We start from the raw sequence: 15,457 nt of genomic DNA, 5'->3' as shown, positions 1-15,457 counted from the left end.
GCGGGCCACGGTGAGCACCGTCGACCCGACCCCGGGCTCGCTGCCGGCCGCGCTCGCCGAACCCACCGTGTCGGTACGGCGCGGCTGGATAGCCCTGCTCGTGGCCGCCAACCTCGGCGTCTGGATGGCCTTCTTCACCCCGATCCAGGTGCTGCTGCCGCAGCAGGTCGAACGGATCGCCCCGGACGGCAAGGAGACCATGCTCGCCCTGGTCACCGGGGTCGGGGCGCTGGCCGCGGTGCTGGCCAACCCGCTGGCCGGGGCGCTGTCGGACCGTACCGTCGCCCGGTTCGGCGGCCGGTACCTCGGCCGCCGGCACGTCTGGACGGCCGGTGGCGCACTGCTCGGCGCCCTCGCCCTGGTCCTGCTCGCCCGGCAGCAGACCATCCTCGGCGTGACGGTGGGCTGGGTCGCCGCCCAGGTCTGCTTCAACGCGATGCTGGCCAGCCTCACCGCCGCCGTGCCGGACCGGGTGCCGGTGGCCCAGCGCGGCGCGGTCTCCGGCTGGATCGGGATCCCCCAGGCGCTCGGCCTGGTGCTCGGGGTGCTGCTGGTGACCGTCCTGGTCACCGGCAACGCCGCCGGCTACCTGGCGATCGCGGCGGTCGTCCTGCTGCTCGCCCTCCCCTTCGCCCTGCTGACCCCGGACGACCCGCTGCCCCGCGCGCACCGCCCGGCGCTGCGTCCGCGCGCCCTGCTGGCCGCCGTCGACCCGCGCCGGCACCCCGACTTCGGCTGGGCCTGGATCACCCGCTTCCTGGTCCAGCTCGGCAACGCGTTCGGCACGCTCTACCTGCTGTACTTCCTCACCGACGAGGTGCGCCATCCCGATCCGGACGGCGCGCTGCTGGTGCTGATCCTGCTCTACACGGCCGGGCTGACCGTCACCACCGTGGTCGCCGGCTGGCTGTCGGACCGCTCCGGCCGACGGAAGGTCTTCGTGATCGCCGCCGGGGTGGTGATGGGCGTGGCAGCGCTGTTGCTCGCCGTCGCGCCGGTCTGGTCGACCGCGGTCGTCGCCGCACCGCTGCTCGGCGCGGGCTACGGCGTGTACCTGTCGGTGGACGCCGCGTTGATCACGCAGGTGCTCCCGGCCGCCACCGACCGGGCCCGGGACCTCGGCGTGATCAACATCGCCAACTCGGCACCGCAGGTGCTCGGTCCGGCGGTCTCCGCACCGATCGTGGTGCACCTCGGCGGCTACCCGACGCTGTACGCGGCGACCGCCCTGGTGACCCTGCTCGGCAGTGCCCTGGTGCTGAAGATCCGCACGGTCCGCTGACCGGTCACCGCCGTCCTCCCGTCCTGCCCGCTCCGCCGCCGCGTGGGCGCCGGGAGTTCCGCCAGGACGGGAAGCGGCACCGAGGGGCCCCTCCCACCACCGGGACACCGCAGCCGTACGCTGGACGGCGTGACGGTACGTGTGCGTTTTGCCCCTTCCCCGACAGGGATGTTCCACGTCGGCGGTGCCCGGTCGGCTCTGCAGAACTGGATCTACGCGAAGCAGCAGGGCGGCGTGTTCGTGCTCCGCGTCGAGGACACCGACGCGGCCCGCAACAAGCCGGAGTGGACCGAGGGCATCCTGTCGGCGCTCGACTGGATCGGCATCGCCCGGGGCTCCTACGAGGGGCCGTACTTCCAGTCGCAGAACGCCGGTGAGCACCGGGCCGCCGCCGCACGGCTGCACGGGTCGGGCCGGGCGTACTACTGCGACTGCGCCCGCGAGGCGGTGCAGGCCCGCAGCGGCTCGCAGTACTCCGGTTACGACGGCTTCTGCCGGGACCGGGGGCTCGCGCCGGGCGAGGGGCGCGCGCTGCGCTTCCGCACCCCCGACGAGGGCACGACCGTGGTGGTCGACCTGATCCGGGGTGAGCCGACCTTCGAGAACAAGCTGATCGAGGACTTCGTCATCGCCCGGGGCGACGGCTCGCCGGTGTTCCTGCTGGCCAACGTGGTCGACGACATGACCATGGGGATCACCCACGTGATCCGCGCCGAGGAGCACCTGCCGAACACCCCCAAGCAGCAGCTGCTCTGGGACGCGCTCGGCGTGCAGCCGCCGGTCTGGGCACACGTCCCGGTGGTGGTGAACGAGAAGCGGCAGAAGCTCTCCAAGCGCCGCGACAAGGTCGCCCTGGAGGCGTACCGGGACGAGGGTTACCTCGCCGACGCGATGCGCAACTACCTGATGCTGCTCGGTTGGGCTCCCTCCGGCGACCGGGAGATCGTCCCGTGGTCGGTGATCGAGGAGGAGTTCCGGCTGGAGGAGGTGAACCCCTCCCCCGCCTTCTTCGACGAGAAGAAGCTGCGCGCGTTCAACGGGGAGTACATCCGGGCGCTGCCGGTGGAGGATTTCGTCGCCGCCTGCCAGCCGTGGCTGACCGGCACGGCGACGATCCCGCCGCCGCCGTGGCAGCCGGAGGAGTTCGACGCGGACGCCTTCGCGGCGGTCGCCCCGCTGGCCCAGACCCGGATCGCGGTGCTCAGCGAGATCGTGCCGAACGTGGACTTCCTCTTCCTCGCCTCGCCGCTGGTCGACGAGGCGGCCTGGGCGAAGGCGATGAAGGAGGGGGCGGGCGACCTGCTGGACGCCGCGGTCGCCGCCTTCGAGGCGCTGGAGACGTGGGACGCGGAACGACTCAAGTCGGCCCTGGAGGCGGTCGGCGCGGAGCGCGGGCTCAAGCTCGGCAAGGCGCAGGCTCCGGTCCGGGTCGCGGTGACCGGCCGGAGCGTCGGCCTGCCGCTGTTCGAGTCGATGGAGGTGCTCGGCCGCGAGCGCACCCTGACCCGGCTGCGTGCCGCCCGGGTCCGGCTTCCCTGACCGTACGGTCGACGCACGCCGCCCCCACCACCACAACGCATCGGCGGATCCGCCCTCGCCCGCCCACCGACGGCACCGACGCCGGATCGTGGACAGTTGCCGTCCGCAGGGAACGGTGACTGTCCACGATCCGGTGGCCGGGCGACGTGCTGGTCGGCGGGACCTGCGGTCAGCCGCCCGACCGGGGGCGGCGGCGGAGCAGCAGCAGCCCGGCGGCGAGCGCGGCGAGCACGACGATCCCGCCGACCCCCCAGAGCCAGGCGGGTGCGCCGCCGTCGTCGGTGTCGGCAGCCGGTGCGGCGGAGGCAGCGGCAGTCGACGGCACGGGATCGACCGGGGCCGGGGTGGGCGACGCGGCGGTCACCGTGGGCGACGGCGACGGGTCGGCCGGGGTCCCGACGGTCAGGGTGAACCGGATCTCGCCGCTCACCGGATGGCCGTCCGACGACCGGACCTGGTAGTCGACGATGTACAGCCCGGCCGCGCCCGGTACGAAGGCCACCCGCACCCGGGAGCCGTTCACCGTCGGGGCACCCCGGGACGCCGGCACGTTGTCCGGTCCGGTTACTGTGATCTTCGTCGTCTTCGGATCGAGTCGGGCGAGAAAACGCAGCTCGATCCGGGTCGGAGCCTGCGCCAACCGTGCGCCGTCAGCGGGATCGCTGCCGGTCAGCGAGTTGTGCGCGGCGGCCGGCGCCGCCGACCACAGCGACACGCCGAGTGCCATGCCGATCATGACCAGCCAACCCGCCAGCCGTAGGACCCTGCCCCCCATGCACCCCTCCGTAAAGGTACGATCCGCCCACCGATCACACGTCTTGTCATTGGTCGGGCTTGCATCGCAGATAGTTCAAAATACTGTCCTGGAAGCTGCAACCGAACGACGGCCGGCGGAGTCTGTGATAAGTACGTCCGGCCGTACCCGGCGTGCTCGTGCCTTCTCCAGTCAGCGCGTGACCAGCAGCAAGGCCATCCATCGAAACGGGGCGAGGAGGCGGCAGTGGTCCGGAGGGTGAGGCGGCTACTCGTCGCGGCGGTCGGGGCGGTCCTGGTGGCGGTGATGTCGGCCGGAGGGGCGCACGCCGCGCCCAAGCCCGCGCCGCCCGGAGTGGACATCAGCGGCGAAGGGCTGGCCGAACCGTTGCGGTTGCGGACGGACACCGCTGCGGCCCACGTCACCGCGGTCATCGACCAGGTCAACTGGTTCGGCATCGGCGCGCCCTCGGGCCCCAAGGCGGCCGACCTCGGTCCGAAGTACACGGTCGTGGTGCTCGCCGGCGACCAGCCGAAGCAGACCTTCGACCTCTACCCGCTGGCCAAGGGGGGACCGAGGGCCTTCCGTCCGGCCAAGCAGCCGACCGCGGCCAAGACCAACGCGGCCTGGTTCCTCGGCCGGCTCAACATGTCCGAGACCCTGCGGACGGCCGGGGTGCCCCTGCCCCGGCAGGTCGAGGCGGTCAGCGGTGGGGTCGGCGGTGGCGAGCGGATGCTCCCCGACGAGTCCCTCGACCCCGGCCGGGACATCGACCAGGCACTCAGCGAGTTGCAGCGGCTGCTGCTGTTGAACGCGGGCGTGGTGATCGTCATCACGGTCGGGCTGGCCGGCATCGCGTTGCTGATCCGGCGCCGCACCCGCTGACCGCCGCGCCGCACGCGTCGCACGCCGGGTGGTCCCTTCGGGGCCACCCGGCGTCGCGTCGTCACCGGTCGTCGGGCGTGGATCGGCGGCCACCGATCCCCGGGGCCCGAGCCGGGCGGGCGTCAGCGGGGTGAGCGGTTCCGTGTCGTGGTGCGGCGGTCAGCACCAGCGGCGCGGTGGGCGCTCCCGTCGGGTGGCCCGCTGGCTCGGCCGAACCGGCCCGTGCCGGTGTGCGCCGGCCCAGCCCGGCAGGTCGCTGCGGCAGGACGCCGCCCGCACCGGCTCCGGATCGACGCAGTCGCCACCCCGCTGACGGGGCACCGGGGGATCCTCCTCGGCGGGCCGGACGACGGGCTCGGCCACCTGCGGCGTACCCACCGGCGACCGACGGAGGTTGTGGTGCTTGCCGGGCGCCTGCTGGTCCTGGTGACCCGGCCGGCAGGCGTCGCCCTGGGCGCAGCCGTGCTCGGCCTCCCCGTGCGGCATCTCCGGTCTCCTCACGCTCGCCCTGGGCCCTGTCCGCCCCGTCGCCGGATCGTGCCCCGGCGGCGGGCCGCGCGATCACGTTCGTGGAAGTTCCACGCGCCGCACCGTGCCCTGTCACCGTACTGGCCGGACGCGTCCGGCGGTACGTCGCATGCGTAATGTCCGTCGACGAGTGACCGGGGCCGGCGCCCCGGCGAGGCGGGGCCGCAGCCGGCCGGGTGGGGCGGTCAGTCGGACCGGGCGGGCGCCCGCTCCCGGACCGCGTACGCCGCGAGCGGTACGACGGTCAGCGCCAGCAGCCAGCCGCCGAGCACGTCCGTGGGCCAGTGTGCCAGCAGCGCCACCCGGGTCAGGCCGACGAACACCGCGAACGCCGTGGCCGCCGTCACCACCACGAGCCGCCCGGTACGGGCCAGCCGGGGCCAGGCGAGCAGCACGACCACCAGCGCGGCGGCGGCGGCGTTGCTGGTGTGCCCGCTCGGGAAACCGTTGCTGGTGACGGTGACGAAGCCGTCCAGCGGGCGGGGATTGTGCAGCAGCCAGTGGGCCAGCCCCCAGAGCACCGGCACGGCAACGGTGACGACGGCGCAGAACGCCGCCGCCGCGCGCCGGCCCCGGACGAGCAGGGCGAGCGCGGCGACCGCCCCGGCGACCAGGAACGGGACGGTGGCGGCCACGTCGGTGAGGATCCGCAGGGCGGAGACGAGTCCCGGCCGGTGGTCGCCGTACCCCCGGAAGGCCTCGCTGAGCGCGCGGTCGGCGCGGTCCAGCGGCGCCCAGTCGGTGAGGACCGGGACCGCCAGTACGAGCAGAGCGGTGAGGGCGAGCAGCGGCAGGAGCAGCGGCGGGCGCGCGATCATCGCCCATGATGGCACGCGGCGGGGGTTCGGGCGCGGTGCCCGACGGGGCGCGTGTCAGGCTAGGGCGGTGGGGACCGAGCCGGGGGGTACGCAACTGCCCGCCACGCTGCGCCGGATCGAACGCGCGGCGGGCGCTCTGGCCACGGCGAGCGTGGCCCGGATGGACGAGACCCTGCCCTGGTTCCGGGCACTCCCGGCCGACCAGCGGTCCTGGGTGACGCTGGTCGCCCAGGCCGGCGTCCGCTCGCTGGTGCAGTGGCTGCGCGACGGCGGGGGCCGGGCGGACAGCACCCAGGAGGTCTCCGACGAGGTCTTCGCCATCGCCCCGCAGGCCCTCGCCCGGTCGATCAGCCTCCAGCAGACCGTCGCGCTGATCAAGGTGACCATCGACGTGGTGGAGGAGCAGGTCCCGCACCTGGCCGCCGACGGCGAGGAGCAGCAGTTGCGGGAGGTGGTGCTGCGCTTCTCCCGGGAGATCGCCTTCGCCTCGGCGCGGGCGTACGCGCGGGCCGCGGAGGTACGCGGCAACTGGGACGCCCGGCTCCAGGCCCTGCTGGTGGACGCGCTGCTGCGCGGTGACTCCTCGGACGTGCTGGCCAGCCGGGCCGCCGCGCTGGGCTGGGCGGACGCGCCCCCGGTGGCGGTGGCGGTGGGCCGTTCGCCGGGCGGCGAGGTGGCGGCCGTGCTGCACACCGTCTACCGGCTGGCCCGGCGGATCCGGGTCGGGGTGATCGGCGGGGTGCACGGCGACCGGCTGGTGGTGGTGCTCGGCGGCGCGGCCGACCCGCTGGCCGCCACCGACAAGCTGCTGCCGGCGTTCGGCGACGGCCCGGTGGTGGTGGGTCCCGCCGTACCGAGCCTGGACGAGGCGACCGAGTCGGCACGGTCGGCGCTGGCCGGGTACCGGGCGGCTCCGGCCTGGCCGGCCGCGCCCCGCCCGGTCGAGGCCGCCGCGCTGCTGCCCGAGCGGGCGTTGGCGGGGGACGCCGAGGCCCGCCGACGGTTACGGCAGGACTACTACGCCACCCTGGTCCGCTCCGGGGGCGAGTTGCTGGAGACCCTGGACGCGTTCTTCGCCTCGGGCGGCGTGCTGGAGAGCACGGCTCGGGCTCTCTTCGTCCACCCGAACACGGTGCGGTACCGGCTGCGCCGGATCGCCGAGGTGACTGGTTTGTCCCCGTTGATACCGAGGGACGCGTTCGCCCTCCAGGTGGCGCTGACCGTCGGCCGGCTGGACCCGGTCACCCCGGTGCTCCCCACACCGCCGGGTGGCGGACGGGCCGAGGCGCGCTGACCGGGTACCGAAACCGGTGTTTTTGTAGGATCCCTCCAAAGGTTCTAGTGCGGTTTGGTGCCTGCCGACAACGCACGGCCGCCAAGATTCAGACAGAGTCATAGACGTGCTCGCCGTACTCTCTCCCGGCCAGGGTTCTCAGAAGCCCGGCTTCCTGACCCCGTGGCTCGACCTCGACGGCACCGAGGCGCGGTTGCGTTGGTGGTCCGCGCTGGCCGGTGTCGATCTCGTCCACCTCGGCACCGCCGCCGACGCGGACGAGATCAAGGACACCGCCCGCACCCAGCCGCTGCTGGTCGCGGCGTCGCTGCTCGCTGCCGAGCACCTGCCGATGCACGACGTCGGACTCACCGCCGGTCACAGCGTGGGCGAACTCGGCGCGGCGGCGCTGGCCGGGGTGTTTCCCGCCGAGGCCGCGATCGCCCTGGCGGGTGTGCGCGGCCGGGAGATGGCGGCGGCCTGCGCACTGGAGTCGACCGGCATGGCGGCGGTACTCGGCGGCGACGCCGACGAGGTGCTCGCCGCCGTCGAGCAGCACGGCCTGCACCCGGCCAACCGCAACGCCACCGGGCAGGTGGTGGCCGCCGGGGCGACCGAGGGGATCGAGAAACTCGCCGCCGAGCCGCCGGCCAAGGCCCGGATCATGCGGCTCAAGGTGGCCGGGGCGTTCCACACCCCGTACATGGGCCCGGCCGAGGCCGCGCTCGCCGCCGTCGCCGCCGGGATCACCGTCCGGAACCCGGCCCGGGTCCTGCTGTCCAACCTCGACGGCAGCGCCGTGTCGCACGGCCGGGAGATGGTGCAGCGCCTCGTCCGCCAGGTCACCGCCCCCGTCCGCTGGGACCTCTGCATGGCGACCCTGGTGGACCTCGGGGTGACCGGGGTGATCGAACTGCCGCCGGCCGGCACCCTGCACAACCTCATCAAGCGGGAGTACAAGGGCTCCGACGCCCTGCCGGAGATCGTCACCCTGAACACCCCGGACGACCTGCCGGCCGCCCGCAGCCTGATCGCACGGCACGGCACGGCACCCCGGCACGAACCGACCACCCGGTTCCGCGTGGTGGTCGCGTCCGTGGCGGGTACCTTCGCACCGGCCGAGGGCCTCGCCGAGGGCGGGACCGTCGACGCCGGCCAGGTCATCGGACGCCTCTCGACCCGCCAGGGGGCGGTCGAGGTGACCACGCACGCCGGTGGGCTGCTCACCGAGTGGCTCGCCCACCACGACGACCCGGTCGCCCCGGGCCAGCCGCTCGTCCGTATCGGAGGACTCCAACCGTGAGCGGAAGCCGGATCCTTTCCCTCGGCCACTACCAGCCCTCGCGGGTGGTGACCAACGACGAGATCGCCCAGCTCGTGGAGACAAACGACGAGTGGATCCGGGACCGGGTGGGCATCGCCAGCCGGCGGATCGCCGACGGCGAGACAGTGGCCGACATGGCCTCCGCCGCCGCCGACAAGGCGCTGGCGAACTCCGGGCTCACCGCCGCCGACATCGATCTCGTCGTGGTGGCCACCTGCACGTCGATCGACCGCAGCCCGAACGTCGCATGCCGGGTCGCCGCCCGGCTGGGCATCAACGCACCGGGCGCGTTCGACCTGAACACCGCCTGCTCGGGCTTCGCGTACGCGCTGGGCACCGTCGACCACGCCATCCGGGCCGGCGCCTCGCGCAACGCGTTGGTCATCGGCGCCGAGAAGCTCTCCGACTTCATCGACTGGACGGACCGCTCCACCTGCATCATCTTCGCCGACGGGGCGGGCGCGGCAGTGGTCACCGCCACCGCCGAGGGCGAGCCGGCCGGGGTCGGCCCGGTGGTGTGGGGCTCGGTCCCGGAGAAGGGCGACGCGGTCCGGATCGAGGGCTGGCGGCCGTACGTCGCGCAGGAGGGCCAGGCGGTCTTCCGCTGGGCCACCACCGAACTGGCCCCGCTGGCGCTCCAGGCCTGCGAGCGGGCCGGCGTACGCCCGGAGGAGCTGGCCGCGTTCGTGCCGCACCAGGCCAACACCCGGATCATCGACGGCATCGCCCGACGGCTGGGCATCCCGAACGCCGTCGTCGCCAAGGACATCGTCGAGTCCGGCAACACCTCGGCGGCGAGCGTGCCGCTGGCCCTGTCCAAGCTGGTCGAACGGCGTGAGGTGCCCTCGGGCGCCCCGGTGCTGCTGTTCGGTTTCGGCGGTGGCCTGACCTACGCCGGTCAGGTCGTCCGCTGCCCCTGATGTCGGTGCGGGCCCGCCCGCGCTGCTGCCCCAGATATCCGGCTGCGGTACGACCGCGCCGTTCCCGCCCGGCCGTACCGTGGCCGGGTGCGGATAACCCATATGGAGAGGAAGCACAACGCAATGACCCGTGACGAGATCACCACCGGCCTCGCCGAGATCCTCGAAGAGGTTGCCGGGGTGAACCCGGACGAGGTGGCCGAGGAGAAGTCGTTCACCGACGACCTCGACGTCGACTCGCTCTCCATGGTCGAGGTCGTGGTGGCGGCGGAGGAGAAGTTCGGCGTCAAGATCCCCGACAACGAGGTGCAGAACCTGAAGACCGTCGGCGACGCCGTCAGCTACATCGAGGCGCAGTCCTGACATGAGTCGTACCGACGTCGTCGTCACCGGGCTCGGCGCGACGACCCCGTTGGGCGGGGACGTCACGTCGACCTGGGACGCCATGCTCGCCGGCCGCTCCGGGGTGAGTGCGCTCACCCAGGAGTGGGCCGGCCAGATGCCGGTCCGGATCGCCGCGCAACTCGCGGTCGACCCGGCCGGGCTGATCGACCGGGTGAAGCTGCGCCGGCTCGACCGGTCCGAGGCGATCGCCCTGATCGCCGCGCACCAGGCCTGGGCGGACTCCGGCCTGGCCGACTCCGGGCTCGACCCGGAGCGGCTGGGGGTGAGCATCGGCTCCGGCATCGGTGGTGCGGTGACGCTGCTCAACCAGGACGACATCCTCGAGAAGTCCGGCCCCCGGCGGGTCTCCCCGCACACCGTGCCGATGCTGATGCCCAACGGCCCCGCCGCCTGGGTGGGGCTGGAACTGGGTGCCCAGGCCGGTGTGCACGCGGTCGCCAGCGCCTGCGCCACCGGCGCGGAGGCGATCGCACTCGGCCTGGACATCATCCGCTCCGGCCGGGCGGACGTGGTGGTGGCCGGCGGCACCGAGGCGGTCATCCACCCGCTGCCGATGGCCGGCTTCGCCTCGATGCGGGCCATGTCGACCCGCAACGACGATCCGGAGCGGGCCTCCCGCCCGTGGGACAAGGGCCGGGACGGCTTCGTCCTCGGCGAGGGTGCCGGGGTGGTCGTGCTGGAACGCGCCGACCACGCCGCCGCGCGCGGGGCCCGGGTCTACGCCCGGCTCGCCGGGGCCGGCATCACCTCCGACGGGTACGACATCGTGCAGCCGCATCCCGAGGGTGCGGGGGCGATCCGGGCCATCGCGAAGGCGATCGCCGACGCGGACGTGGCCCGGCAGGACATCGTGCACGTCAACGCGCACGCCACGTCCACGCCGGTCGGGGACATGGCCGAGGTGGTGGCGTTGCACAAGGCGCTCGGTGACCACCCCGTACTGACCGCGACCAAGTCGATGACGGGGCACCTGCTCGGGGCGGCCGGCGCGCTGGAGTCGATCGCCACCGTCCTCGCGATCCGCGACGGCGTGGTGCCGCCGACCATCAACCTGGACGACCCGGACGACGGTCTCGACCTCGAGGTGGTCGCCAACAAGGCGCGCCACATGGACGTCCCGGCCGCGCTGAACAACTCGTTCGGCTTCGGCGGGCACAACGTGGCCCTCGTCTTCACCCGGGCCTGACAGCAACCGCACCGAAGGCACCTCTGTCGTCCGCGACAGCGGTGCCTTCGCGCTTTCCCGCCCCGCCCGCCCTCACTGGTAGGGCAGCAGGGGCCCTGCCACCAACTCGCCGGGCGGGGGTGGGGCGGGAGCGGCCACGGTTAGGGTGAGGGTCGCCCGACCTGCGAGGAGTGCGTGTGGAAGCGACCGAGATCCGCAAGCTCGCCGCGCTCGAGGACACCCACTGGTGGTACCGCGAGCGTCGCGCGCTGCTGGGGCGGGCGCTGCGCCGGCTCGCGGCCTCGGGTCAGCGCCCCGGGCGGGCGTTGGACGTCGGCGCGGCCGGCGGCGGCAACACCCGCGTGCTGCGGGCGTACGGCTGGCGACCGGTGGCGCTGGAGTTCAGCGTGGAGGGCGCGGAGGTGGCCCGGGAACGTGGGCTGGACGTGATCCGGGCCGACGCCCGACACCTGCCGGTCACCTCGGCCGGGCTGGACCTGGTGGTCGCCTTCGACATCCTCGAACACGTCGACGCCGACCACCTCGCCGCCGCCGAGATCCGCCGGACGCTGCGACCCGGCGGCACCGCGCTGATCGCCGTACCGTGCGACATGCGGCTTTGGTCGGCGCACGACGTGGCGGTGGGGCACGTCCGCCGCTACGACCGGGGGTCGCTGCGGGCGACGGTGGAACAGGCCGGCCTCGTCGTCGACGAGCTGTGGAGCTGGAACGTGCTGCTCCGGCCGGTCGCCGCCTGGCGGCGGCGCACCTCCACCGGCAGCGACCTGGACGACCTGCCCGGCGTGGTCAACCTCGGGCTCCGGGCGGTCGTCGCCGCCGAACGGTACCTGCCGGTGAAGGGGCTGCCCGGGGTGTCGCTGATGCTGCGCGCCCACCGCCCCGCCGACGAGTGAACGCCGCGGGCGAACCGCTGAGCGGTGAGAAGCGCTTAGCGGTGAGAAGCGCTTAGCGGTGAGAAGCGCTTAGCGGTGAGAAGCGCTGAAGGGCTGCGGCACTGAAGGGCTGCGGCATTCAAGGGCTGCGGCACTGGAGGGCTGAGCGCTGGAGGGCTTGAGTCTCCAGCGGCTGGAGGGTGCACGCTGTGGTCGTGGACGACCGTACCGAGCTGTTCACCATCGGGCAGCTCGCGCATCGCACCGGCCTGACCGTACGCACCATCCGGTTCTGGTCGGACCTGGGGCTGCTGCCGCCGACCACCCGGTCCGGCGGCGGGTACCGCCTCTACGACGCGCCGGCGGTGGCCCGGCTGGACCTGCTGCGGACGCTGCGGGACCTCGGCCTCGGCCTCGACGACGTGGCGCGCATCCTCGACCGGCAGGCCGGGGTGGCGGAGGTGGCACGGGCGCACGTCCGGGCGCTGGACGTCGAGATCCGGACGCTACGGCTGCGCCGGGCGGTACTGCGGTCGGTCGTCCGTCGCGGCAGTACGACCGAGGAGTTGAGACTCATGCACGACCTGGCCCGCCTCTCCGCCCGGGAGCGGCAGCAGATCATCGACGACTTCGTGGCGGAGGTGTTCGCCGGCATCGACACGGACTCCCGCGCCGGCGGCATCGCGGCGGCGATGCGGGGCGCGATCCCGGCCGACCTGCCGGACGATCCCACCGACGAGGAGGTGGACGCCTGGGTGGAGCTGGCCGAACTGGTCAGCGACCCGGCGTTCCGTCGCCGCGCCCGGGAGATGGCGGTGGCCGGGGCGGCCGGTGAGGCTGCCCCGACGGAGCCGATGCCCGACGTCACCCCGGCCCGGGACGCCCTCACCGCCGGCATCGCCCCGGACTCCCCCGCCGCCCGGGAGATCCTCGACCGCATCGTCGGCCCGGCGCTCTCCGCCGGGGAGCGGGTCGCGCTGGCCGACCGGATGTCCACCTTCACCGACCGCCGGGTGGAGCGGTACTGGGAGCTGGTCGGGGTGCTCCACCGGCGGCCACCGTTCCCGCCGATGGTGCCGGCGTTCGAGTGGCTGATCGAGGCACTGCGCGCCACCCGCTGAGCGCGCTCGTGATCGACTCCGTTCCGGCGAAGCGGGACCATCCAGCACGCTGGAGGCCGCCGTTCCGGCGAAACGGAGTCGATCACTGCCCACCCGCCGGTGTCCGGAGGCGGTCAGCGGGACGCGGGCACCGCCTCGCGGGCGAGGATCACCGCGCCGTGCAGGGCGGCGTCGTCGGCGAACCGGGAGAGCACCACCTCCGGCCGGTACGGCAGCACCGCACCGAGCCGCTCGGTCAGCAGGCCCCGGATCAGGTCGCTGCCGGCCACCCCGCCGACCAGCACCACCCGCTGCGGGTCGAGCAGCAGGCAGCAGGTGGCGAGGTGCCGGGCGAACTCGTCGACCCGGGCGGTGAGCGCGTCCCGGGCCGGGCCGGGACGCGCGGCGGCGGCGGCCAGCCCGGCCGCGCCACCCCGCACCCCCTGCTCGTCGGCGAGCCGGTCCAGCGCCCGGCCGGAGAAGTCGAGTTCGAGCATGCTGCCGGGCCAGGGGCCGCCGGACACGGCGTACCCGATCTCGCCGGCCGCGCCCCGGTGGCCGGCGACCACCGTGCCGCCGACGGTGATCGCCGCCGCGACGCCGGTGCCGATGCCGACCACCAGCCCGGGGTCGGCGTCACGCAGCGCGCCGAGGCGCAGTTCGGCCAGGGCTGCGGCGTTCAGGTCGTTGTCCACCGCCACCGCCGGCACACCGAACCGGTCGCGGACCGCGTCGGCCAGCCGCAGCCGGTCCCAACCGGGCACGTTCGGGGCCAGGTCGATGCCGTCGGGCCGGATCACGCCGGGCGAGGCCACGCCGGCCGCCACGACCGGGCCGCCCACCTGGCCCACCAGCTTCGCGGCCAGCGCCAACGCCCGGTCCAGAGCCTGCGGGGCACCCCGGTCGGCGTGCGTGGGGACCCGTTCGCGGACCAGGATCCGGCCCTGCCCGTCGGCCACCCCGACAGCCATCTTGGTACCGCCGAAATCGATGCCGAGCAGTACCGGCCGGTCACCGGCCACCGGCGCGGGCTGGGCAGCTCGACCGGACAATCCAACACTCACCGGTCACAACCTCCGGTCGACAGGGCGGGCGCGCTCACCGTACCGCTCGCTCGGCGGCGACGGCGTCCAGCGCGGCGTCGGCCAGGGCCAGCCGGTCACGGACCGCGCCGAGCCGGCCGGCGACGGCCTCGAAGGCGACGCGCAGGGTCGCCACCTGGGCCCGTACCGCCTCGCTGCCGGGACCGTCCACCTGGGCCCGGTCGAGGACCTGCTCGGGACGGACGGCGGCGGCGATCAGGTCCTCGACCGCGGCGTCGGAGAGCCCGTCGGCGATGCCCCCGGCCGCCGCGCGGACCCCCTCGACGGTCCAGGTGCCCGGGGCGCCGCCCCGGACCAGCCGGCCGACGACCGAGTGCGCGGCCCGGAACGGCACCCCGTGCCGGGTGAGCGCGTCCGCGGCGGCGGTGGTGGTCGCCCCGGAGGCGACGATCTCCTCCGCCGACGGTGGCTCCAGCGGTTCGATCTCGGCGAGGAAGCCACCGAGCAGGGCGAAGAACCGGTCGGCCCGGTCGTTGCTCTCCCAGAGCCGGACCTGCACGTCGGTGGTGGCGTTGTTGGAGTCCTCCCACCAGGCCGCGCCGACGTTGTTGAGCACGCTGGCGGCGTCGGCGGCGGTCGCCCCGGCCATCGAGACCAGGTGTTCCAGCACCACCGGGTTGCGCTTCTGCGGCATGATGCTGCTGCCCTGGGTGAAGTCGCCGGGGGTGGTCACCCAGCGCCAGCTCAGCCAGTCCATCAGGGTGCGGGCCAGCCGGGCACCGGTGGCGAGGGCCTGCGCGTTGAGCGTGCCCACCCGGATCAGGTGGTCGGCCCCGGCCACCGCCTCGTACGAGTTGGTGACCAGGCCGCCGAAGCCGAGCAGCTCGGCCACCCGGGCGGGGGCGATGTCCAGGTCGGTGCCGGCGAACGCGCAGGAGCCCAGCGGCGAGACGTTGAGCGCGTCGATCAGGTCGGCGTACCCGACGGCCTCACCGGCGAGCGCCTCGGCGTAGCCGGCGAGGGCGTGCCCGATGGTGGTGGGCTGGGCGGGCCGGCGGTGGGTGTAGCCGGTGATCACCACGTCGGCGTACCGGTGCGCGGCGTCGAGGACGGTCGTCCCGGTGGCGAGCACCCGGTCGAGCACACCGACCAGCTGGTCGCGCAGGAGCATCCGGAACACCCCGGCGTCCAGGTCGTTGCGGCTGCGGGCCATCTGCACGTCCAGTTCGGACGCGGGAATGCCGCACGCCTGTGCGAGCCGCTTCTCCAGCAGGTAGTAGGTGTCCTCGAAGGTGCCGTCGAACTCCGGCGCGGGCGCGGGGTCGGCGCGCAGTTCGGCGAGACCGCGCAGCAGCCGGGCACCCCGGTCGGCCGGGACGAGTCCCTGCTCGGTCAGCATCACCACGTGCGCCTGGCTGGCCCGTACCATCGCCGGGAACAGGTACCCGACGTGGTGGTCGTACGTGGGCCGCAGGTGGTGCCGCTGGTAGGTGGTCAGCGGGGGTGTGCTCATGACGGGTGTCCACTT

The 15,457-nt window shown here is 74.1% G+C and carries 15 protein-coding genes; 10 read left to right on the top strand and 5 right to left on the bottom strand.

Annotated elements, in window-relative coordinates; translation table 11 throughout:
- Positions 1-10: 10 nt before the first annotated feature.
- Both AB0F58_RS10230 and gltX read left to right on the top strand, forming a co-directional pair.
- Positions 11-1,282, top strand: a complete 1,272-nt coding sequence (locus tag AB0F58_RS10230) for an MFS transporter (protein WP_357140792.1) — start codon at positions 11-13, stop codon at positions 1,280-1,282.
- Between the two features lie 129 nt (positions 1,283-1,411).
- On the top strand, positions 1,412-2,821 hold the full coding sequence (gene gltX, locus AB0F58_RS10225) for a glutamate--tRNA ligase (RefSeq protein WP_357140789.1): 1,410 nt from the start codon (positions 1,412-1,414) through the stop codon (positions 2,819-2,821).
- A 169-nt stretch (positions 2,822-2,990) separates the two neighbouring features.
- Here gltX and AB0F58_RS10220 read toward each other — a convergent pair whose 3' ends face one another.
- The gene (locus AB0F58_RS10220; protein WP_357140786.1) at positions 2,991-3,596 is read right to left on the bottom strand and encodes a copper resistance CopC family protein; all 606 of its coding nucleotides are present in this window, start codon (positions 3,594-3,596) and stop codon (positions 2,991-2,993) included.
- A 285-nt stretch (positions 3,597-3,881) separates the two neighbouring features.
- On the opposite strand from AB0F58_RS10220, the gene AB0F58_RS10215 reads away from it, so the two are divergent.
- A complete protein-coding gene (locus tag AB0F58_RS10215) occupies positions 3,882-4,460 on the top strand; it encodes a hypothetical protein (RefSeq protein WP_357141799.1) in 579 nt (192 codons plus the stop codon).
- Between the two features lie 159 nt (positions 4,461-4,619).
- Here the strand turns inward: AB0F58_RS10215 and AB0F58_RS10210 are convergent, their stop codons facing one another.
- Entirely contained in the window at positions 4,620-4,946 is a 327-nt protein-coding gene (locus AB0F58_RS10210; RefSeq protein WP_357140783.1) for a hypothetical protein, read from the bottom strand.
- 227 nt (positions 4,947-5,173) lie between these two features.
- Positions 5,174-5,806, bottom strand: coding sequence for a phosphatase PAP2 family protein (locus AB0F58_RS10205; RefSeq protein ID WP_357140780.1), 633 nt, complete (start codon positions 5,804-5,806; stop codon positions 5,174-5,176).
- Between AB0F58_RS10205 and AB0F58_RS10200 the strand changes: the two genes are divergently transcribed.
- From AB0F58_RS10200 to AB0F58_RS10170, 7 genes are all read left to right on the top strand, one after another.
- Positions 5,802-7,100 carry a helix-turn-helix domain-containing protein gene (locus tag AB0F58_RS10200; protein WP_357141796.1) on the top strand — a complete coding sequence of 433 codons (1,299 nt, stop codon included), beginning with the start codon at positions 5,802-5,804 and terminating at the stop codon, positions 7,098-7,100. The two genes, AB0F58_RS10205 and AB0F58_RS10200, sit on opposite strands and share 5 nt — an antisense overlap.
- 106 nt (positions 7,101-7,206) lie before the next feature.
- The gene (locus tag AB0F58_RS10195) at positions 7,207-8,382 is read left to right on the top strand and encodes an acyltransferase domain-containing protein (protein WP_357140778.1); all 1,176 of its coding nucleotides are present in this window, start codon (positions 7,207-7,209) and stop codon (positions 8,380-8,382) included.
- Entirely contained in the window at positions 8,379-9,323 is a 945-nt protein-coding gene (locus tag AB0F58_RS10190; protein ID WP_357140776.1) for a beta-ketoacyl-ACP synthase III, read from the top strand. Before AB0F58_RS10195 ends, AB0F58_RS10190 begins: the two co-directional genes overlap by 4 nt.
- Before the next feature lie 123 nt (positions 9,324-9,446).
- Positions 9,447-9,686 (top strand): acyl carrier protein, encoded by a 240-nt coding sequence (locus AB0F58_RS10185; protein ID WP_357140774.1) that lies wholly within the window; start codon positions 9,447-9,449, stop codon positions 9,684-9,686.
- A gap of 1 nt (position 9,687) precedes the next feature.
- Positions 9,688-10,914: a beta-ketoacyl-ACP synthase II gene (fabF, locus tag AB0F58_RS10180; RefSeq protein WP_357140771.1), complete on the top strand. Its 1,227-nt coding sequence runs from the start codon at positions 9,688-9,690 to the stop codon at positions 10,912-10,914.
- 176 nt (positions 10,915-11,090) lie between these two features.
- The gene (locus AB0F58_RS10175) at positions 11,091-11,807 is read left to right on the top strand and encodes a class I SAM-dependent methyltransferase (RefSeq protein WP_357140768.1); all 717 of its coding nucleotides are present in this window, start codon (positions 11,091-11,093) and stop codon (positions 11,805-11,807) included.
- A 194-nt stretch (positions 11,808-12,001) separates the two neighbouring features.
- On the top strand, positions 12,002-12,907 hold the full coding sequence (locus AB0F58_RS10170; protein WP_357140764.1) for a MerR family transcriptional regulator: 906 nt from the start codon (positions 12,002-12,004) through the stop codon (positions 12,905-12,907).
- A gap of 113 nt (positions 12,908-13,020) precedes the next feature.
- Here the strand turns inward: AB0F58_RS10170 and AB0F58_RS10165 are convergent, their stop codons facing one another.
- Positions 13,021-13,950 carry an ROK family protein gene (locus AB0F58_RS10165; protein ID WP_357140762.1) on the bottom strand — a complete coding sequence of 310 codons (930 nt, stop codon included), beginning with the start codon at positions 13,948-13,950 and terminating at the stop codon, positions 13,021-13,023.
- Between the two features lie 34 nt (positions 13,951-13,984).
- Positions 13,985-15,442: a lyase family protein gene (locus AB0F58_RS10160; protein WP_357140760.1), complete on the bottom strand. Its 1,458-nt coding sequence runs from the start codon at positions 15,440-15,442 to the stop codon at positions 13,985-13,987.
- Between the last annotated feature and the right edge of the window lie 15 nt (positions 15,443-15,457).

It is taken from the genome of Micromonospora sp. NPDC023956 (genome assembly GCF_040639195.1).
In the GTDB taxonomy this organism is placed as follows: domain Bacteria; phylum Actinomycetota; class Actinomycetes; order Mycobacteriales; family Micromonosporaceae; genus Micromonospora.
The sequence above is the reverse complement of the archived record's forward strand: the minus strand, read 5'-3'. Positions and strand labels throughout refer to the sequence as shown.

What these genes read in the sequence shown, in the direction of transcription:
- AB0F58_RS10210 (WP_357140783.1), bottom strand. Translation starts at nt 4,946, where the DNA reads ATGCCGCACGGGGAGGCCGAGCACGGCTGCGCCCAGGGCGACGCCTGC.
- AB0F58_RS10185 (WP_357140774.1), top strand. Translation starts at nt 9,447, where the DNA reads ATGACCCGTGACGAGATCACCACCGGCCTCGCCGAGATCCTCGAAGAG.
- AB0F58_RS10220 (WP_357140786.1), bottom strand. Translation starts at nt 3,596, where the DNA reads ATGGGGGGCAGGGTCCTACGGCTGGCGGGTTGGCTGGTCATGATCGGC.
- AB0F58_RS10205 (WP_357140780.1), bottom strand. Translation starts at nt 5,806, where the DNA reads ATGATCGCGCGCCCGCCGCTGCTCCTGCCGCTGCTCGCCCTCACCGCT.
- fabF (WP_357140771.1), top strand. Translation starts at nt 9,688, where the DNA reads ATGAGTCGTACCGACGTCGTCGTCACCGGGCTCGGCGCGACGACCCCG.
- AB0F58_RS10160 (WP_357140760.1), bottom strand. Translation starts at nt 15,442, where the DNA reads ATGAGCACACCCCCGCTGACCACCTACCAGCGGCACCACCTGCGGCCC.
- AB0F58_RS10215 (WP_357141799.1), top strand. Translation starts at nt 3,882, where the DNA reads ATGTCGGCCGGAGGGGCGCACGCCGCGCCCAAGCCCGCGCCGCCCGGA.